The following is a 13,762-nucleotide window of genomic DNA, read 5'->3' as shown; positions in this document are numbered from 1 at the left end:
ACATCTTAATATGCGCTTACTTTTCACTTCGAATAAGTAATAATGATCGATAGGGTGCAAATGTATCATACAAAGGTAAGATTGCAGCACCTAACATACCTGACGTCTCCCCTGTTTCGGCAGCGACTAAAGGCGGCATGTTCATTCCAAGAGGACACATTATTTCCAATTTTTCCGTTAATACAGATAAAAGCTTGCATTGCAGCATTTGCGGTAAACGCCCCCCAAATACGATACTTTGAGGATCAAACAACGCCACTACAGAAATTATTCCAGGTAAAATTTCAGAACTTACAAGGTCAATCCATTCATCAACTAAGAAATGAACACCAACATCACTCCACCCCTCTTCGTTGGTAGGGTAGGTTTTTCCTTTCATACTAAGAAAATGAATTAAAGACGAAAGAGACAATACTTCTAATATTTGTTTGCCGAGCACACCTGTCGCCGTTGGAATTAATCCAAAACTACCCGATTTTCCATTCGCACTAAAGTAACACTCATCATTTGTAACCGCCCCACCGCCGCAAGCAGAACCAATGAAAATATAGAAAAAATCGCTTCGCTTCGCTTCACTCGACAATAACAATTCGTTCAGAGCGGCTGCATTGGCATCGTTTTCTACAACACAGGATAAATTGGTTTGTTCTTCCAGCCATATTGAAAACTCATCTGTTTCCCAATAACGAAGTGATTGCTCTAAATATGGCAAATCATGTCGCTGCTCTTCATCTGATACTAACGAATTTAGCCATAACGACATAAAGTCAGGCTTAGCAAGACCAATACCTTGCACGCGATTCCATTTTTCGCCCAAAGTTGTTTTTACTTCGTCAATCAAACTTAACGCAATACTTTTAGCTTCTTCTTCCGTTGGAAATTGCACTGAATGCTCTCTTAACAAGATACATTGTCCACTAAAATCCAACAGTGCAGCGCTGATATGGTCTCTGTCTACATTGATTCCGAGGCCATAAGCCCCTTCAGGGCAAATGGTTAACATAATCGATGGTTGACCACGATTCCCTTTCACTTTCCCCGTAACTTCTAGCATGCCTTTTTCTAACAAAGAAGAGATAATCACCGAAATAGTTTGTGCGCTTAACCCTGTCTTAACAGCAATTTGGATACGAGAGATATTAGGGTTTTTCCTTACAATATTGAGGATGACTCTTTCATTATACAAACGCCCTTGCTCTGAGGTGCTACCTAAACTCGCTTCCTGCCTAAATTTTGGCACACTACCCAATTTTGCCATATCTTTTCAACCCCGTTAAACCGCTTGCAAAGAACAAGAAGGCGATAAGCTACCTGCTCAGAATTAATAAATCTAATTGATTTAAATGCTTTAACTTTCTATCATCATCGAAACCTTACTTCAACGACATTTCGAGGCAACAACATGAAAAAACACAACGATTTTTCTTCTATCGATTTCCTTAATCAACATATACAAAAAACGATGGCATTCTATCATCCTAAATGCATTGATGATAATGGCGGCTTTTACCAGTTTTTCAAAGACAATGGTGATATTTATGACTCAGAAACGCGCCACTTAGTCAGTAGCACTCGTTTTATTTTCAACTACGCTATGGCGTATCAAGCTTACCAAAAGCCAGAATACTTAAACGCAGTTCGTCATGGACTGCTGTTTTTGAGAGAAAGACACCTAACTGAAAACGGTGGCTATGTTTGGCTTCTGAAAGGAGACGAAGATCTCGATCTCACAAATCATTGCTATGGATTAGCCTTTGTACTACTTGCTTATTCTGTGGCTTATCAAGCCGGTGCCATTGAAGCAAAACCATGGATCAATGAAACGTTTGATTTAATGGAAAAACATTTTTGGTCAGAACAAGACGGACTCTATAAAGACGAGATTTCAGCAGACTGGAAAGGCGTTTCCCCTTATCGTGGGCAAAATGCCAATATGCATTCATGTGAAGCCATGATTATGGCCTTTGACGCGACTGGGGATCAAAGGTTCTTATTGAGAGCAAAGCTACTCGCAGAAAATATATGCCAACGTCAAGCCGATTTATCTCAAGGTCAAATTTGGGAACATTACGATGAACACTGGGAAATAGATTGGGAATACAATAAAGACGACCCAAAAAACCTTTTCCGCCCTTGGGGCTTCCAGCCTGGCCATCAAACAGAATGGTGTAAATTATTGATGATGCTCAACAGCAGAGAGCCATCAAACTGGATGGTCGAAAAAGCGAAGTTTTTATTTGATGCCGCATGGAGATCATCATGGGACAGTGTAAATGGCGGACTGTGCTATGGGTATGACCCTCAAGGTAACGTATGTGATGGCGAAAAATACTTCTGGGTGCAAGCAGAATCTTTTGCCGCCGCCGCATGGCTTGCAAAAGAAACTAGCGATTCCAGCTACTGGGACAAATACAATGCTTTGTGGAATTATAGCTGGAACAATATGATTGATCATAAATATTGTGCGTGGTTCCGCATTTTAACGCAAGATAACCAAGCCATTGATGATTGCAAAAGCCCTGCAGGAAAAACGGATTACCATACAATGGGAGCCTGTTACGAAGTAATAAAAGTGCTGAAATCCTAGCAGTCTCTAGGCTAAAAAGCAGCACTACAAATTGAACGGTCGTTATTTTATACTGCAACCAAAGCGCCAGAGAGTGTTTTTATCCATTTGATTATGAAACCTCTCTGGCTTTTACTTCTTTGTAAAGACCGAAGCTTGTTCAACATATTATTCGGCGTCATTCTATCCATTAGACAACAGTCTCATTTTTCATCCTCTTTGAAATAACGTATTATGCTCCACCACAACATATGGGGAAAGAAGACGATGCAGCTTGATAAAGTTGACCTTAATCTACTACGCTACTTAGATTCATTGCTAAGAGAACAAAACGTGACTCATGCAGCGAATCAACTTGGCATTACTCAACCAGCTATGAGTAATGGCCTAAGAAGATTGAGAGACCTTTTTCACGACCCTTTACTTGTAAGAACCAGCGATGGTATGAAGCCAACCGCATTAGCTACTCAACTCCAGCCACGCGTTCAATTAATTTTACAATCCGTTGATGAAGTCCTACATTTAGGCAAAAAATTTGATACTAAATCGAGTACACGTGTTTTTCGGATTATGGCCAGCGATTACGCTGAAGCAACGCTTATTCCACCGTTAATGGATCGCCTTCAGGCCGACGCACCGAATGTAATATTGGATGTAATGAACCCCAGTGATGTCAGCTTTCATGATGTAGAAAAAGGCAAGGTAGACATTGTTATCAATCGTTTTGATACCCTTCCTCAATCTTTCCATCAAAAATCTGTCTGGGTAGATCGCTTTTCTTGCCTTGTTCCAAAAAACAGCCCAATAGCAAAAAACTTCACTTTGGAAGCGTATTTAGAAGCACAACATGTTTGGGTAAATAAAACAGGGTTTGGTGTTGGGGTTGGCATTCAACCAGAAGAAGTTCAAAAACTAGGCTGGGTTGATAGCACATTAGCGAACTTAGGCCATAAACGAAACATCCGCTTATTCACACGTAATTATAATGTTGCTATGCGAACATCACAGCAACTTGGACTCATTGTTACGCTACCTTCTCTCGCGACACGTTTGATGGAAAAAAACGATAATATCATCGTCTTGGAGCCGCCATTTGAGATTCCTCCCGTAGAATTAAAAATGCTGTGGAGCCCATTATTGCAACACGACCCAGGACATATGTGGCTAAGATCGACTATTTCAGAGTGCGCTAACATTATTGCCGAAAGCAATCCAATATAAAATTCCCAGCAACTTATAAAATAGAAGAAGGCATGAAGGTACCGTTAACTCAACCTTCTGCTATTTTTTAATTCTGTAGTGACATACTTATAGAAACCTTTGCACGACTACTATGCTTGTTAATACTTTGTTAAAAACAGACTCAAAATGCGCATTTATAACTTATGAACGGATTCCATTACGCTCACATCTAGATCATGAAGAATGCCATTTTCAATACTGTAGATCCAACCATGAACTTGTACATCTTGCCCTTTATCCCATGCATTCTGCAAAATACTTGTCTGGCATACATTGGCAACTTGCTCTATCACATTCAGTTCACACAAGGTATCAAAACGTTCTTTTGGATCTGTTATTGCGTCCATTTTCGTTTTATGAAAACGATAGACATCTTTTACATGCCCAAGCCAATTATCTATCAAACCATTCTGCTCTGCCCCCAAGGCGGCTTTAATTCCTCCGCAACCATAATGGCCGCACACTATAATGTGCTTCACCTTCAATACGTCCACTGCAAACTGAATAACCGATAAGCAATTTAAATCTGAATGGACCACAACGTTAGCAATATTACGATGAACAAATATTTCACCCGGTAACAAGTTTACAATTTCGTTTGCAGGTACACGACTGTCAGCACAACCAATCCATAGATACTCTGGCTGCTGTTGCTTTGATAAGGTGGAAAAAAACTCCGGATCTGCCTCATTAATTTTAGCCGCCCATTCACGGTTACTGTTAAACAATGTATCTAGCTTAGTCATTATTATTCTCTATTATTTCTGTATTTTTTATATACCAACGTAACTTTACGTCTGCAGTTAACTCTAAAGATTCAATCTGTTCTAACGCTTTTTTCCCCTCATAAGGCGCTTTATGTATATGAGGCGTCATGGACAGTAGATTCTGGATATGAGCTTGTGACGAAAGTAAAAAAGGGAACGTCAGCGCTTGTTCCTCTACTAATGAAAAGCCCTCTACACCTTTAGAATAACCATCTTCATAATCATGTATTTTGGGATACAGAATGCGTCTTAATTCAATTAAATGATCCGCTCCAACATCCACCATTAACAATCTACCAGTGGGTTTTAGCACACGAGAAAATTCAGAAAAAATAGGAAAGCCAAATAAACACGTCACCACATCAAAACACTCACTGGCTGTTGGAATATGAGCATTACTGCCCACTACCCAATGAATGAATTTATTCGATTTACTGGCTGTAGTAATCGCCCATTTTGAAATGTCCAACCCCATCACATCTAAGTATTTACCATTTGATGTGCAGTTTTGTTTAATGTGATTTAAGTAGTAGCCATCACCACAACCTGCGTCCAAAAGACAGATGTCGCGGTTAAATACATCCTGTGCCAGTAAGTACGATGTTATGGTTTCTGCAATGGGTTGATAATGATCTAATGCTAAAAAATCCCTACGAGAAGCAACCATTTCTTTGCTGTCACCGGGGTCTTTAGATCGTTTATTTTGAACGGGTAATAAATTGATGTAACCTGATTTTGCTAAATCAAAGCTGTGACCAGATAAACAAACAAAACTTCGATCCTTCAAGGTTAGTGGGTGCTTATCTAGAGGGCATATTAATGCATTTAAAACAGACACATTTTTTCCAACGTAATTTTTCCTATAGTCTAGAGATAACTCGAATAAGTAACAAGCTAATTCAAAATTCATAACATGAATCAAACCGATTTTCCCAACTATTATCTACCAAGCATCAGGTACGATAAAAACTCGCTCATACGGATAACCACCAATTACCTTATTTGCATTCAAAACATCTTCTGGGCTTTGATTCCAAACAGAATACATTTTTGGTCGAATGTCACTTTTAAAAGAGCGATCTAAATCCAAGCACACACTTTCATAGGATTGTATCTCTTCCCTTTTTATATTATTGAAAGTCATCCATTTCGGTTTAATGAGCTCATAGAACGAACACTTGTTGAAGCTCTTAGTTTTAAATTCTGTTAATCGAATCCAGTAGGCATTCTCATTATCAGACGCCATTCGTTTCCCATTAAGTTCAACATTTTGAGCAGACTTTTCCCTTTGTAAATCCTCACTTTTTCGACCATCAGTAAACAAGTAGCCAAAAATAAGCAACATGGGTTCAACAGCTTGATAAATACCCCATTGCTCCAAGTACGATCGACCTATCTTTGTTTCTAAAATCCTAAGTTGCTTTGCTCTTGCTTTCTCACTTTTTTTACTCAAACTGTCTGTTTTGTTTGGCCCAATCCATTCAATATCCCCCCCCTGTTTAACTTCTAAAAAGTATTTTATCGCTATCTCAAATTGAAAAAATCGACCATCGGGCGTTTTTACCAGCATGTCAATTTCCCCCAAGGTCTTGCCGTTTTCATCTGACAGTTGCTCGTGTTCAAAGACAACCGTTAATGTCGAAAAATAGCGAATGGCAAACGAAAACAGCACTTCAAAATAAGCGCCTAAGAAATGAGACTTACATTGGGCCACACAATCTAATAACGTGGCTGGACCACGATCAAGCTCGTTTAGCTTTTCCTCAAGCCCTTCCTCCCACCACAGAGACAAATCCAGATCAGCCACTATCATAGGAGCACTAAAAACCCAAGCGAGGTCATTTACCACTTGATGTTTATAATTCATAACGATTATTGGCTTCCAGTAGAAAGCAATACGTCAATAGATTGGATAACTTGTATGATGGCAATAGACTCAGAGTCCTTAACCAATCCAGCTGCAAGATATTCTTCAGCCATAGGAGAAATATTACATTGTGAAGGTAAAGATGCATGGCTCTCTATCATGCTTTTGAAGGTAGGCAGTAAAATAAACTTTAACCATTGCAAAAAGTTCATGGTATCAATACAAAAAGGTTTTTGGCTTGTTAGGTCTTGTTCACTGGGCACATCCATCTCCCATAAATCTGTTTTTCGTAAAACCATTTCAAGTTCTAATAACAAATCAGCAAGACGATGGTACTTTTCCAACCTGATTTCTCCTCTAAAAGACGGTAAGATTAGCTTAATTTCTAGTACTGGAACAGAGAACATAATGAGATCCATAGAATCTTTAGCCGATTTATTTGAATTAGCGCAATGCAAAGCAACCTATTTTGATTTGGGCCGACATATTCAAAAGCTTACACCGCAAGAAACCATTCAATTTGATCGTCAGCAAGCGGCTTATCCTTATCCCTATAGGCAGCAAGCTACTTTTGCTATTGTCTTACACCCTAAAACGGACAAACTCAGTTCAGATAACATGAGCATCTGGTTCATTCGCTTGCCCATTGATGAAAAAGGCAGCATTAATTTGGGTACTCGAGATCATTTAATAAAATCGATCGTAGATAAAATTTTAAAAGATGACAACTCGGCAGACTTATCAGAAGCCTTAACCGACAACCCTTATGCCTTCAAACCCGATATTGAGCGTATGGCAAGTTTTCATGCCATTTTAGCAAAGCAAATGAACAAAGAGCCGTCTTCGTACTTTTCAGAGCTAATAACCTATCTCACTGGTGACATTTCAAGAGAAGATGACAGTTGGAACACCATCGGAATACAAGGAATAGCAGACTTGGCAACCAGAGCCAATGAAGATAAATACAAACCTATTATCAAAAAAACATTGCGAAACGCCCCTCTAACACTCGCCTCTGCACTCGCAAAAGCCTTGGAGCATGAAGAGCTGGATGACGATTATCTCATGTTCATTGTCGCTGAATTTCGAGAATCCATAAACATTGAGTTTAAGGCTTCCTTAATACGAGCCGTTTCACGCTCTAATGGGCATCAAAGATTAAGTCAAATATTGCAACTCTCTCTTGTCAGCGGAGAGAAAAGCGCCAACGACGATCAACTGCAACTCATCGTCGCGTTAGTCGCTAAATGTCCTCATTGGCTAGCCAACGATTCAGAGTTATTGCATTTAACCATGGAAAACTTAGCTCAACGTGATGATGGTTTTTATGCGTTCAGCAAAATATCAATCGAGCTAACCCACACTCATTTAGTAAAAGACGCGCTTTGGTCTTTATTTAGAAATAATAAAATTGGCTCTCGTCTTGCGCAAGCCATAACTCATTTATTCAATAAGTCCAATAAAACGCTGCAATAAGCGTTTAAATAAGATCATTTATTCAATAATGCTTGGCTCGAAGAAACAGCTAAATACAAGTTGCAGATAAAAAAGGCTTTCATAATAGAAAGCCTTTTTCAATTTAATGATGAGTATGTGAGCTTTTAATGGGTGAACGCATTTGTTTGCGATATTCCAGAAACTCTTCGCTAAGCGAGTAATCTCCATCATTACCGTGCTTTAGTGCACCGCGATTTACCAATGCATCCAAAGTTTTAAACAGTACTTTTTGTTTTCGATCACCTTTCATAAAATAAAAGTGTTCTTCAACTTGAACAACTTTAAAACCAGATTCTAAAAAGCCAATACATAAATTCTGTGTAGGTGTTAATTTAAGTTTCATAACTCAACCTCTCGGTTAATATTTATACAACAGCTTTCATTAAGGGAGGTGCGAATAAGTCCTCTTGTCTCAGCATGTGGATAAAAGCCGGCTATTCGAGGCGAGTATCGAATGTGAATAGCTGGCCTATTTTAGAGATACTCAACAAAGAATACTGGCTTTTAGACCATGCCCTGCGGGTCTTTCAGAGAAAACGCCACATTTCGTTACAACTCTTTGAAAGGGATTAACATTCCTGCAGAATCGTGCCTTATTTGACGGTTTCTCTGAAAGACTGAGTCTTAGTAGACTTATTCGCACCTTCCTTAACTATAGACAAGATTCTGAAAAATCATACATGCATTACTATTAGCCCACACTAAATACAGTTATTTACAGCTCCATTTAATTATTTAACATAGTGTTCAGTAACATTTACGCCTCAAAAATAACCGTTTTATTACCATGAACGAGCACCCGCCCTTCTAGGTGTAAACGCAACCCTCTTGAAAGAACCAACTTCTCAATGTCTTTACCCAAACGCACCATATCTTCTGCAGAATGGCTATGACGTACACGGATCACATCTTGCTCTATTATAGGACCCGCATCCAGTTCCGCCGTGACGTAATGACAAGTAGCGCCAATCAATTTAACTCCACGAACGGCTGCTTGGTGATACGGTTTCGCACCCACAAAAGAAGGTAAGAAACTGTGATGAATATTAATTACTTGATACTTATATTTTTCACATAGATATTCAGGAAAAATTTGCATATATCGAGCCAAAACAATGGTATCTGCACCAGATTCATCAATGTGTTTTTCTATTTCTTTAAAGGCAGACATTTTATTTTCTTTTGGCACAGCAACACAGTGATATGGAATTTTATACCACTCCACCATTGACCTTAGATTTTCATGATTGGCAATCACACCAACAATGTCACAATCCAATTCTCCAGTATGCCAACGATGCATAATATCGTTTAAGCAATGAGATTCTTTGGTTGCCAACAAAATGACTTTTTGCTTCTCCGTACTATCCGTTATACACCAATCCATTTGGTATTCATCGGCGATGGTAGAAAATTGTGTTCTAAACTCATCAACATTAATAGTTAATGTCGCTGCATCAATTTCATGCCGCATAAAAAAACGTTGTTGATCCAAATCCGTATGATGACTGGCTTCTAAGATTGAGACGTTTTGGTCATTTAAAAATTGACTCACGGCGGCAACAATTCCAACTTTGTCTGGACAACTCATAACAAGACGAAGGGTCTTTTTCATATCACTACTTCTAAACCTTTATAATCAACTTAGTATTTTTAGTGCTTTAAATTTATAACATGCATAGATAAGTAATCCAGCAACCCAATTCCCATTTTTATCAATAAAAAACACCATCAAATCACTGTTTTTTTTTAAACAATCTACATATCAGAAGAGAATAGATCGAGGTTAGAAAGTTGAGATTGCTTACCTTTGCTGTGCTTAATAACCCAACATTGATGGATTTTTACATTACGTTCAAAATCCTGATCTATGGATTGCTTAGTAATATTTTCAACGGCATATCGACTTAAAATTTCTTCTGACATCATGAAACGGCGAAAATTATTAGAGAAAATTAATTCTCCATCGTCTTCCAAGCGATCCATTGCCAAGTTAATTAGATCAACATGATCTCTTTGAATATCCAGTACATCGGCCATTTTCTTAGAGTTTGAGAAGGTAGGAGGGTCCATAAAAATAAGGTCAAACATCTCTTCGCTTGATTTCAACCATTCAATGCAGTCTGCACGCACCACTTGATGATCTCTTTCAGAGAATTCATTTAATTCAATGTTTCTGCGTGACCACTCAGTGTACGTATTTGACATATCCACACTTAATGTTGAACGAGCTCCACCTTGCCCTGCATGCACAGATGCAGTTGAGGTATAACAGAATAAATTAAGAAAACGCTTACCGTTGGCTTTTTCTTGAATCAATTTACGTACAGGACGGTGATCTAAAAACAACCCTGTATCTAAATAGTCTTTTAGGTTTACGATAAAATCACAATCGTACTCTGAGACAATCATTTCGTGCTGTGATGTATCTAATTTTTCATACTGACCCTTACCAGATTGGCGTTGACGGTATTTCAGCACAACCTGTGACTCAGGAATATTCAACGCAGAAGGGACTGCCGCAATCACATCATATAGGCGCTGTTGTGCTTTTGCCGGGTCAATACTCTTAGGGGCTTGATATTCTTGAACATGCGCCCAATCACCGTAAATATCAATCGCGACTGCATACTCAGGCATATCTGCATCGTAAACTCGATAACAAGAGACTTTCGCTTTTTTGGCCCATTTCCCCATTTTTTTAGCATTTTTCGTCAAACGATTCGCAAACATTTGTGAACCAGAGCTAAGGACAGAAGCAGAAACCACATCATGCTTGATGAACTTATCTTCAACAGGGAAGCGATAAGCTCGACATTCAATGCCACCGTTTATAACACGTGTGTATTTATCTGGACGAATAGGAATTTGTTTAGCCAAATTCTCCATACTAGTCAACATAAAAAAGCGCCAGCCATCACAATGGTTAACGACCCACTCACCTAACTGTCGATACAAAGACATTAATGCCATTTCTTCACCAATACGTTCACCGTATGGTGGATTCGAAATCACTAAGCCTGGCTCATTTTTTAATTCAAAGTCATGATCTTGAAAAGATGACATAGACACATCAATAAAACCAGTTAGCCCAGCTCGCTTAATATTTTCTCTTGATGCGGCAATGGCGCGTTGCTCAGTATCCGTACCTTTAAAATCAATCGTCACGTCATCAAATGACTTCTTACTGTTTTTTGCTTCGTCGTTTAAACGCTGCCACATTCTATGGTCGTGTTGCTGCCAACCTTTAAACCCCCAATAAGTGCGACGTAATCCGGGAGCCATATTTAACGACATCATAGCGGCTTCAACTAAGAATGTGCCTGAACCACACATAGGGTCAACTAATTGAGTGAAGCTTTCATCCACGCCCCAGCCTGCACGCATAAGCAAACCCGCCGCTAAGTTTTCTTTTAACGGAGCAAATGAACCACTTTGACGGTATCCACGACGATGTAGACTGTCACCTGACAAATCCAAACTAACAGTAATGACGTCTCTTTTTAAACGTACGGCAATTCTTATATCAGGCTGGCTTTTTTCTACACTTGGACGATCACCAGTGCGTTCAACAAAGTAATCCACAATGGCATCTTTTGTTCTTACGGCACCAAACTGAGTATTACGGACAGTTTCATTCGTCCCATGAAAATCAATGGCTATTGTTGATGTCTCACTTAAATGTTGGCCCCAATCCATTGACTTAACACCGTCATACAAATCATCGGCTGACGTAATATTAAACTGTTTTAATGGCAACATAACACGATTACCAACACGTGACCAAAGACAGGTTTTGTAAGCACCTTCAAGGTTGGCCTTTAATTTCACTTGGGCTTCACCCAATCGCGTGTCCACTAACCCAAGAGCATGCAACTCTTGCTCTAGAACATTTTCCATACCCAAAGGGCAGGTTATTTCCAATTGATAAGATTGAGCTGTTTCAAGCATGTCGGTAACTGTATTCATGTTTTAATTACTTTTTTGTACTAATTAATGTTTTTTTAGACGAAAGTATTTTTAGACAAATACTAAAACCTAAACTATTTGTTAAATGCTCACTAAACGATAATACACATAGAAAGAGGACTTTTCTTATGAAGAAACAAAAACGCGATCTTCAACACAGAGCTTACATTAGAGGTTACCGTGCAGGTATGGCAGGACGCTCTAAAGGATTATCCGATCAATTTTCAGGACATGCCCGACCAGACTGGCTTGCAGGATGGCGGGAAGGCCGTGAAGACATGTGGAGCGGTTTCACCTCTGTCGAAGGCACACATAAAGCAGCGACCCTTCTAAATTAATGTTGTTTTTTGTTTCTATAAATCTTCACGTAAAACCAAGTAGGCCATAATACAACTTACTTGGTTTTGTGATAAAAATTAATTCACTGCTCTATTATTTTGAATTTTCTCTCATATAAGCAGACGTGTTTTCAACCGCCTCGCGCACTAAGTCTGGTCCACGATATATAAACCCTGAATAGACCTGCACCAACTTTGCACCTGCTTGCAATTTCTCGACGGCGTCTTTGCCATTTAGAATGCCACCAACCCCAATAACAGGTAAGGTATCTTTTAAATGATCGTGTAGCACTCGAACCACTTCAGTTGATGCATCTCGTACAGGAGCACCACTTAGACCACCCGCCTCATCTGCATGTTTATGGCCTTTAACAGAATCACGAGACAAGGTTGTATTCGTCGCAATAATGCCATCGACTCCCTGCTCATAGAGTGTATCCGCAACCAAATGAATTTCATCAGCAGACATATCTGGTGCAATTTTTACAGCTAAAGGCACTTTTTTCCCATGTTCATCAAAGTATCGATTTCTGGCGTCCACCAAAGGTGAAATAAGACTCGCCAAACTTTCTCCAAACTGCAACGTTCTTAAGCCAGGAGTATTGGGTGAGCTGATATTCGCAGTGATATAATCAGCATAAGGAATCACGGCATTCAAACAGGCTAAATAATCATTAACGGCATCTTCAACAGATGTGGTTAAGTTTTTACCAATGTTAACACCTAAAACCCCTGGATATTGGTGCTGCTTGATTTGATCAACCATGTGATCCACACCCTTATTGTTAAACCCCATACGATTGATAATGGCTTGGTGTTCAGGCAGTCGAAACAATCTTGGCTTTGGGTTACCTGATTGACCTTTTGGAGTCACTGTTCCTACTTCGACAAAACCAAAGCCTAATGCTCCCATTGCCTCAAATGCATCTGCATTTTTATCAAGACCTGCAGCCAATCCAACAGCATTAGGAAACGTAAGTCCCATCACATCGACAGGAACAGAAGGAACATCTTCAGTAAAAAGCTTATTAATACCAATACGCTGCCCAGCTGCGAGTAACTCTAAAGACAATTCATGAGAAACTTCAGCGTCTAATTTAAAAAGTAAAGAACGAGCTAGGTTGTACATTTGGAGAGTCCTCTAAAGATAATAATAATGGAATTAAAACAATGGTTAATGGCATTCGAATAAACTGTGTATCAACTAGCCGATTTTTTTCACACCTACCAGCTTGTTCTTGTCATCAAATTCTACTTCGTAAGTACCATACAAACCTTGGTGTGTGACAAAAGACTTAAAAACTTGTAGTGGAAGTTGAACATTTCGTCCATCTCGGCTTTTTGCCATTAAATTTTTAACCGTTCCGCGGTACATTTCCTTGAACTTAAATGCAGAGACACTAACGTCTAATACTATTTTTGCCATCAAAAAGCCCTTTATTACGATTCTCTTACGTTTACCATATTGTTTTCTCTATTTTTAATCCATTAAGATTACGCATTATATTGCGTCTCC

General features: G+C 39.2%; 14 protein-coding genes. 4 read left to right on the top strand and 10 right to left on the bottom strand.

Going from position 1 to position 13,762, the window contains the following annotated elements:
• Positions 1-16: 16 nt before the first annotated feature.
• On the bottom strand, positions 17-1,258 hold the full coding sequence (locus ACMUMJ_RS00665; protein ID WP_414676868.1) for an ROK family transcriptional regulator: 1,242 nt from the start codon (positions 1,256-1,258) through the stop codon (positions 17-19).
• Positions 1,259-1,402: 144 nt separating this feature from the next.
• Between ACMUMJ_RS00665 and ACMUMJ_RS00660 the strand changes: the two genes are divergently transcribed.
• On the top strand, positions 1,403-2,587 hold the full coding sequence (locus ACMUMJ_RS00660; protein ID WP_414676867.1) for an AGE family epimerase/isomerase: 1,185 nt from the start codon (positions 1,403-1,405) through the stop codon (positions 2,585-2,587).
• 246 nt (positions 2,588-2,833) lie between these two features.
• On the top strand, positions 2,834-3,787 hold the full coding sequence (locus ACMUMJ_RS00655) for a LysR family transcriptional regulator (RefSeq protein WP_414676866.1): 954 nt from the start codon (positions 2,834-2,836) through the stop codon (positions 3,785-3,787).
• Between the two features lie 155 nt (positions 3,788-3,942).
• On the opposite strand, the gene can is transcribed toward ACMUMJ_RS00655, so the two are convergent.
• From can to ACMUMJ_RS00635, 4 genes are all read right to left on the bottom strand, one after another.
• On the bottom strand, positions 3,943-4,554 hold the full coding sequence (can, locus tag ACMUMJ_RS00650; protein ID WP_414676865.1) for a carbonate dehydratase: 612 nt from the start codon (positions 4,552-4,554) through the stop codon (positions 3,943-3,945).
• Positions 4,547-5,413, bottom strand: a complete 867-nt coding sequence (locus ACMUMJ_RS00645) for a putative RNA methyltransferase (protein WP_414676864.1) — start codon at positions 5,411-5,413, stop codon at positions 4,547-4,549. The genes can and ACMUMJ_RS00645 overlap by 8 nt, the downstream gene beginning before the upstream one ends.
• A gap of 105 nt (positions 5,414-5,518) precedes the next feature.
• Entirely contained in the window at positions 5,519-6,442 is a 924-nt protein-coding gene (locus ACMUMJ_RS00640; protein WP_414676863.1) for a DUF1853 family protein, read from the bottom strand.
• 5 nt (positions 6,443-6,447) lie between these two features.
• Positions 6,448-6,849, bottom strand: a complete 402-nt coding sequence (locus ACMUMJ_RS00635; RefSeq protein ID WP_414676862.1) for a YqcC family protein — start codon at positions 6,847-6,849, stop codon at positions 6,448-6,450.
• A 1-nt stretch (position 6,850) separates the two neighbouring features.
• On the opposite strand from ACMUMJ_RS00635, the gene ACMUMJ_RS00630 reads away from it, so the two are divergent.
• Positions 6,851-7,918 carry a DUF3549 family protein gene (locus tag ACMUMJ_RS00630; RefSeq protein ID WP_414676861.1) on the top strand — a complete coding sequence of 356 codons (1,068 nt, stop codon included), beginning with the start codon at positions 6,851-6,853 and terminating at the stop codon, positions 7,916-7,918.
• Between the two features lie 103 nt (positions 7,919-8,021).
• Here ACMUMJ_RS00630 and ACMUMJ_RS00625 read toward each other — a convergent pair whose 3' ends face one another.
• The 3 genes from ACMUMJ_RS00625 to rlmKL all read right to left on the bottom strand — a co-directional run bounded on the left by ACMUMJ_RS00625 (position 8,022) and on the right by rlmKL (position 11,908).
• Positions 8,022-8,282: a formyltetrahydrofolate deformylase gene (locus ACMUMJ_RS00625; RefSeq protein WP_414676860.1), complete on the bottom strand. Its 261-nt coding sequence runs from the start codon at positions 8,280-8,282 to the stop codon at positions 8,022-8,024.
• A 414-nt stretch (positions 8,283-8,696) separates the two neighbouring features.
• Entirely contained in the window at positions 8,697-9,554 is an 858-nt protein-coding gene (gene purU, locus ACMUMJ_RS00620) for a formyltetrahydrofolate deformylase (protein ID WP_414676859.1), read from the bottom strand.
• A gap of 143 nt (positions 9,555-9,697) precedes the next feature.
• Positions 9,698-11,908, bottom strand: coding sequence for a bifunctional 23S rRNA (guanine(2069)-N(7))-methyltransferase RlmK/23S rRNA (guanine(2445)-N(2))-methyltransferase RlmL (gene rlmKL, locus ACMUMJ_RS00615; protein ID WP_414676858.1), 2,211 nt, complete (start codon positions 11,906-11,908; stop codon positions 9,698-9,700).
• 128 nt (positions 11,909-12,036) lie between these two features.
• On the opposite strand from rlmKL, the gene rmf reads away from it, so the two are divergent.
• Positions 12,037-12,246 (top strand): ribosome modulation factor, encoded by a 210-nt coding sequence (rmf, locus tag ACMUMJ_RS00610; RefSeq protein WP_414676857.1) that lies wholly within the window; start codon positions 12,037-12,039, stop codon positions 12,244-12,246.
• Between the two features lie 94 nt (positions 12,247-12,340).
• Here rmf and ACMUMJ_RS00605 read toward each other — a convergent pair whose 3' ends face one another.
• Together ACMUMJ_RS00605 and ACMUMJ_RS00600 are read right to left on the bottom strand one after the other, a co-directional pair.
• Positions 12,341-13,375, bottom strand: a complete 1,035-nt coding sequence (locus ACMUMJ_RS00605; protein ID WP_414676856.1) for a quinone-dependent dihydroorotate dehydrogenase — start codon at positions 13,373-13,375, stop codon at positions 12,341-12,343.
• Between the two features lie 75 nt (positions 13,376-13,450).
• Positions 13,451-13,672, bottom strand: coding sequence for a DUF2835 family protein (locus ACMUMJ_RS00600; RefSeq protein WP_414676855.1), 222 nt, complete (start codon positions 13,670-13,672; stop codon positions 13,451-13,453).
• Positions 13,673-13,762: the final 90 nt, after the last annotated feature.

Source organism: Marinomonas phycocola (genome assembly GCF_047525455.1).
In the GTDB taxonomy this organism is placed as follows: domain Bacteria; phylum Pseudomonadota; class Gammaproteobacteria; order Pseudomonadales; family Marinomonadaceae; genus Marinomonas.
Note: the sequence above shows the minus strand (reverse complement) of the source record. Positions and strands in the feature narration are given on the sequence as shown.

Excerpts from the sequence above, each read along its gene's own strand:
- ACMUMJ_RS00665 (WP_414676868.1), bottom strand. The coding sequence starts at position 1,258 with ATGGCAAAATTGGGTAGTGTGCCAAAATTTAGGCAGGAAGCGAGTTTA.
- ACMUMJ_RS00660 (WP_414676867.1), top strand. The coding sequence starts at position 1,403 with ATGAAAAAACACAACGATTTTTCTTCTATCGATTTCCTTAATCAACAT.
- ACMUMJ_RS00655 (WP_414676866.1), top strand. The coding sequence starts at position 2,834 with ATGCAGCTTGATAAAGTTGACCTTAATCTACTACGCTACTTAGATTCA.
- can (WP_414676865.1), bottom strand. The coding sequence starts at position 4,554 with ATGACTAAGCTAGATACATTGTTTAACAGTAACCGTGAATGGGCGGCT.
- ACMUMJ_RS00640 (WP_414676863.1), bottom strand. The coding sequence starts at position 6,442 with ATGAATTATAAACATCAAGTGGTAAATGACCTCGCTTGGGTTTTTAGT.
- ACMUMJ_RS00635 (WP_414676862.1), bottom strand. The coding sequence starts at position 6,849 with ATGTTCTCTGTTCCAGTACTAGAAATTAAGCTAATCTTACCGTCTTTT.
- ACMUMJ_RS00630 (WP_414676861.1), top strand. The coding sequence starts at position 6,851 with ATGAGATCCATAGAATCTTTAGCCGATTTATTTGAATTAGCGCAATGC.
- ACMUMJ_RS00625 (WP_414676860.1), bottom strand. The coding sequence starts at position 8,282 with ATGAAACTTAAATTAACACCTACACAGAATTTATGTATTGGCTTTTTA.
- purU (WP_414676859.1), bottom strand. The coding sequence starts at position 9,554 with ATGAAAAAGACCCTTCGTCTTGTTATGAGTTGTCCAGACAAAGTTGGA.
- rlmKL (WP_414676858.1), bottom strand. The coding sequence starts at position 11,908 with ATGAATACAGTTACCGACATGCTTGAAACAGCTCAATCTTATCAATTG.
- rmf (WP_414676857.1), top strand. The coding sequence starts at position 12,037 with ATGAAGAAACAAAAACGCGATCTTCAACACAGAGCTTACATTAGAGGT.
- ACMUMJ_RS00605 (WP_414676856.1), bottom strand. The coding sequence starts at position 13,375 with ATGTACAACCTAGCTCGTTCTTTACTTTTTAAATTAGACGCTGAAGTT.
- ACMUMJ_RS00600 (WP_414676855.1), bottom strand. The coding sequence starts at position 13,672 with ATGGCAAAAATAGTATTAGACGTTAGTGTCTCTGCATTTAAGTTCAAG.